The sequence below is a fragment of the Ligilactobacillus salivarius DSM 20555 = ATCC 11741 genome (assembly GCF_001435955.1).
Lineage (GTDB): Bacteria > Bacillota > Bacilli > Lactobacillales > Lactobacillaceae > Ligilactobacillus > Ligilactobacillus salivarius.
Genome location: NZ_AYYT01000037.1, coordinates 1 through 4,012, shown reverse-complemented (window position 1 = coordinate 4,012; position 4,012 = coordinate 1). Strand labels below are relative to the sequence as shown.

The window sequence follows — 4,012 nt, the reverse complement described above, 5'->3', positions numbered from 1 at the left end:
AACGTTGCTTTGGGGTGAACGTGAAAGTCTCAAAGTTCCATTAATATCAACTATTAAGGCTGCAGAGGAAATTATTTTTTACTCTATATCTATTCTATTTTATCTTGATTAATGATAATTTATTATATGTTGTTTTATTAGTTATTACTAAAGGAGAATGCATTATGGCTACGAGAACAAGTACAAAATTGTTTTACAAATACTACAGAAATTGGATTGATTTATATAAGAAAGGTGCAGTTCGACATGCAACTTTAATTAAATATGAATTAGCATATAAGCATGTTAGAAGACTATGCCCCGATCTACATATGAATCAAATTGATCGAAAAAGTTATCAAACACTTTTAAATAAATTTGCAGAAACACACGAACGAGAAACCACGCTAGACTTTCATCATCACTTAAAAGCTAGTCTTACAGATGCTTATGAGGATGGATTAATTAAAGTTGATCCCACTAGAAAGGCAATTATCAAAGGAATTCAAAAAAGAAAGAAAAAGAAGAAATTCTTAAACAAAAATGAATTAGAAGCTTTAGTTCATGAATTAAATTTATCATCTGAAATAAACTGGGATTGGTTCATCTACTTAGTTAGCAAAACTGGTTTAAGATTTGCTGAAGCTCTAGCCCTAACCCCTTCTGACTTTGATTATAAAAATAAGCAAATTATTGTTAATAAATCTTGGAACTACAAATTTAAAGATTATGGTTTTCAGCCTACTAAAAATAAAAGTTCTAATCGCAAAGTGTTTGTTGATGACAATACTTTAAAAGCTTTTAGAAAATTAAATAAAAGAAAAGACCCTAACCAACCTATCTTTGTCAGCAAGGGTCAAAAAATATTCAATTCTACTGTAAATAGTAGATTGGAGACACTATGTAAACATGCCAATATTCCTACGATTTCCATACATGGTCTAAGGCATACACACGCATCATTGCTACTATTTCAAGGTGTGTCAGTTCTAAGTGTGTCACAACGCTTAGGTCATGCTAATGTTACAACCACACAAGAAACTTACCTTCATATCATACAAGAACTTGAAACTAAAGACAATCGAAAGATATTAAAGTATCTAAAAACATTATAATACCAACATATCCTGTATCTTTTTAAGATATGGGATTTATTTATCTTTCTTTTATCAAATTAAATAACAAAACCCCAGACCTACAAAAGTCCAGGGCTTTATTTACATTTGTTTAATATACTCACGATTAATAAATAGAAGATAAGCTATACCAAGAGGGCAAATAAACCAGATACACTTAATCAAGATATAGTATTTTGTAAATTTCCATAGGTATATAATCCATATTGGAAAAATAAATACGTTATTTCCAATTAATGTATTCATTACTCCGTCCCAAACTAATTTGGCAAATGGAAAAAGCAATAGCGTAATCCAAGTTGTATCTCTATGCCAATACATAAAAGTATGTGGAGCAACTACAATTGCCATGTACAGAAAGCCTAGAATATAACTTCTAATTAAGTATCCACGATCTACACTAGCAAAAATCATCTTTACGATATTCCATGCTTTTTCCATATTGTCCCCTCCTATTTATTAATATTCTTTTTTACGACCTAATCCGAATAATCCAACTAAGCTACCCAATCCAACTAGAATTGCGCCTACAAGAGTTGTCTTACTTTCTTTCTCACCAGTTTGTGGTAATGCATTTGCTTTAGCTTTTTCAGGAACCACTACTGTGCTTACGTATGTCTTACCTGCTACCTTAGATTGAACAACTGGAGCTTGAGTACGTTTATTAGCTTGTAGGTTATCTACCACGTTCTTAGAATTAATTTGTTGACCAGTCTTGTTTACTACAGCACCAGCTTTATTAATAGTTAGTCCAGATACTACTTTACCCTTGTTATCAATAATTTGACCATTTTTAACAGTCCAATTTGATACTTGGTTACCATTTTCATCAACTACTTTGTTACCATCTACATGATAACCATTCTTTTCAGCTTGTGCTTTTTCTTCTGCAGCTTTCTTCTCAGCTTCTTCTCTTGCTTTTTCTTGAGCTGCAATTTGTGCTTCTAGAGCTTCACGATCATAAATTGCTTGTAGAACTTTCTTAGCATTATCTAGATCTGTTTGTGCTTTAGTTTGAATTGCTAGCTTTTCATCATAATTCNTTCTTTTGAGCTGTTGTTACATCAGCTTGTGCATCTGCTAAATCTTGTTTCAATGCTGATAACTTAGCTTTCTCAGAAACTAATACATTTTCTACTGGATCTAATGCTTTTTGAGCTGCTGCTAACTTATCTTCAGCTGCCTTTACGAGCAATGGTGCATTCTCTAATGCTGCTAGTTTATTCTTAGCATCGTCTAATGCTACTTGTGCTGCCTTAACATCTTGTATCTTCTCATTAGCTACTTGTTGCAAACTTGCTAATTTAGCTTTTTCAGCTGAGAGATTATTTTCAGCTGCTTTTTGTTTAGCTTGAGCATCTGTTAGAGCTTTTTGAGCTGTTGCTAAGTTTGCATTTGCTTGATCTAAAACTTTTTGTTTAGCAGCTTCATCACCTAATGCAGCTTCTTTTTTAGCTTGTGCATCTTCATTAATCTTAGTATCTGCAGCTAATTTATTTTGTACATCCGTTAAAGCCTTTTGTGCTATTTCTGTTTGAACTAGCACATTTTGAGCTTTTGTTAAATTATCTTGAGCAGTTGTTAATTCCACTTTATTCTTAGCTAAAATTTGTTGTGCTTGTGTATCAGCATCTTTAGCTTTATTCAAAGCATCAGTTGCACTAGCTAATTTAGCCTTTGCTGTATTTAATTGAGTTACTAAATCTTCGGTGGATAATATTGCTACAGGAGTCGCATCAAATTTATCATTTGTAGAAATTCTAGCTGTATTATCTTCATTTAGAACATAACCGTATGGGGTATACATAAAGTTAAAATGTTCTTGAGAACCCATCAATGCTCCTGGAATATTATCAAAGGAGACTCCAATATAAGCATGGTCTACTTGCTCATCATCTCCACCATATGAATCAGCATTATTCAACAATCCTAATGCAGCTCTAGCATGTCCCCAATTTGAATCACCATCATGTAGTAACATATCAACTAAGATTACGTACGTATATTCCTTCAATTGATCCATATTATCTGAACCATACATTAGAGCATTGCCACCTAAATTTTCACCAATATCTTGAAAATTATATTTGTTAGCAACTTCAACTAATCCGTTAATGTCATGTCCCTTAAATGTTGAGTCTTTAACATTTCCCCAAGCTGTCCAATTATCTTGCTCATATTTTTTAGCTACATCTTGAGCAATTTTCACAGAACCTTTTGATACCTCTAAAGGAATACTACCTACTTGTTTTCTCAAAGGATTTAATAAACTAGCTGTAAATGTTGCTAATTCCTCTAATTGACTTTGTGTTAAATTATGAATATCCCCATTTAATATCTTGTTATCTTCATCAATCTTATTGTGTTTATAATTATTATTGACTTCTTGTGAAGTTATATCTTCCCAATTTTTAATTGCTTGTAAATCTTCAGCTGTTGCTGTTCCTATATACTTTTTATAATTTGCTTCATTCCATGCTCTATATGCTTCTTTTGTATATCCCTTAGGTAGTTCAATAGTATTTACATTAGATAACTTATCATTTAGACCATCAACTTCTTTTTGGGCTGTATCTTTGATTCCTTGATACTTATTAAGTTGATCTTTCATTTCTTGAGCTTGTTTTGTAGAGAAATCAACATTAGCTTGTGCTGTATTTACCGCTTTTTTAGCATTGTCAATATTAGTTTGACGTGTTGCATCAGCTGCTTTTGCATTCTCTAAATTAGTTTGTGCCGTTGCTACATCTTGCTTATCTTGATTTACTTGAGCTTCAGCTTTATTAGCTGCATCAACAGTAGATTGCACATTAGCTGGATCCATAGCTGCCTTTGCATCATCAACTGTCTTTTGAGCTGCATTTACATTGTTTTGAGCTGTTGTTACATCAGCTTGT

3 protein-coding genes and 1 pseudogene are annotated in these 4,012 nt (G+C 32.5%); 1 reads left to right on the top strand and 3 read right to left on the bottom strand.

Annotated features, from left to right (window positions below):
* Positions 1-164: 164 nt before the first annotated feature.
* On the top strand, positions 165-1,094 hold the full coding sequence (locus FC55_RS09550; RefSeq protein ID WP_003699138.1) for a site-specific integrase: 930 nt from the start codon (positions 165-167) through the stop codon (positions 1,092-1,094).
* A 102-nt stretch (positions 1,095-1,196) separates the two neighbouring features.
* On the opposite strand, the gene FC55_RS09545 is transcribed toward FC55_RS09550, so the two are convergent.
* The 3 genes and pseudogenes from FC55_RS09545 to FC55_RS10185 form a co-directional block, all read right to left on the bottom strand.
* The gene (locus FC55_RS09545) at positions 1,197-1,556 is read right to left on the bottom strand and encodes a hypothetical protein (RefSeq protein WP_003699140.1); all 360 of its coding nucleotides are present in this window, start codon (positions 1,554-1,556) and stop codon (positions 1,197-1,199) included.
* Between the two features lie 18 nt (positions 1,557-1,574).
* Positions 1,575-2,157, bottom strand: a pseudogene (locus FC55_RS10325) (LPXTG cell wall anchor domain-containing protein); the annotation flags it as partial.
* 1 nt (position 2,158) lies between these two features.
* On the bottom strand, positions 2,159-4,012 hold a 1,854-nt coding region (locus FC55_RS10185; RefSeq protein ID WP_411961518.1), incomplete at both ends, for an SEC10/PgrA surface exclusion domain-containing protein.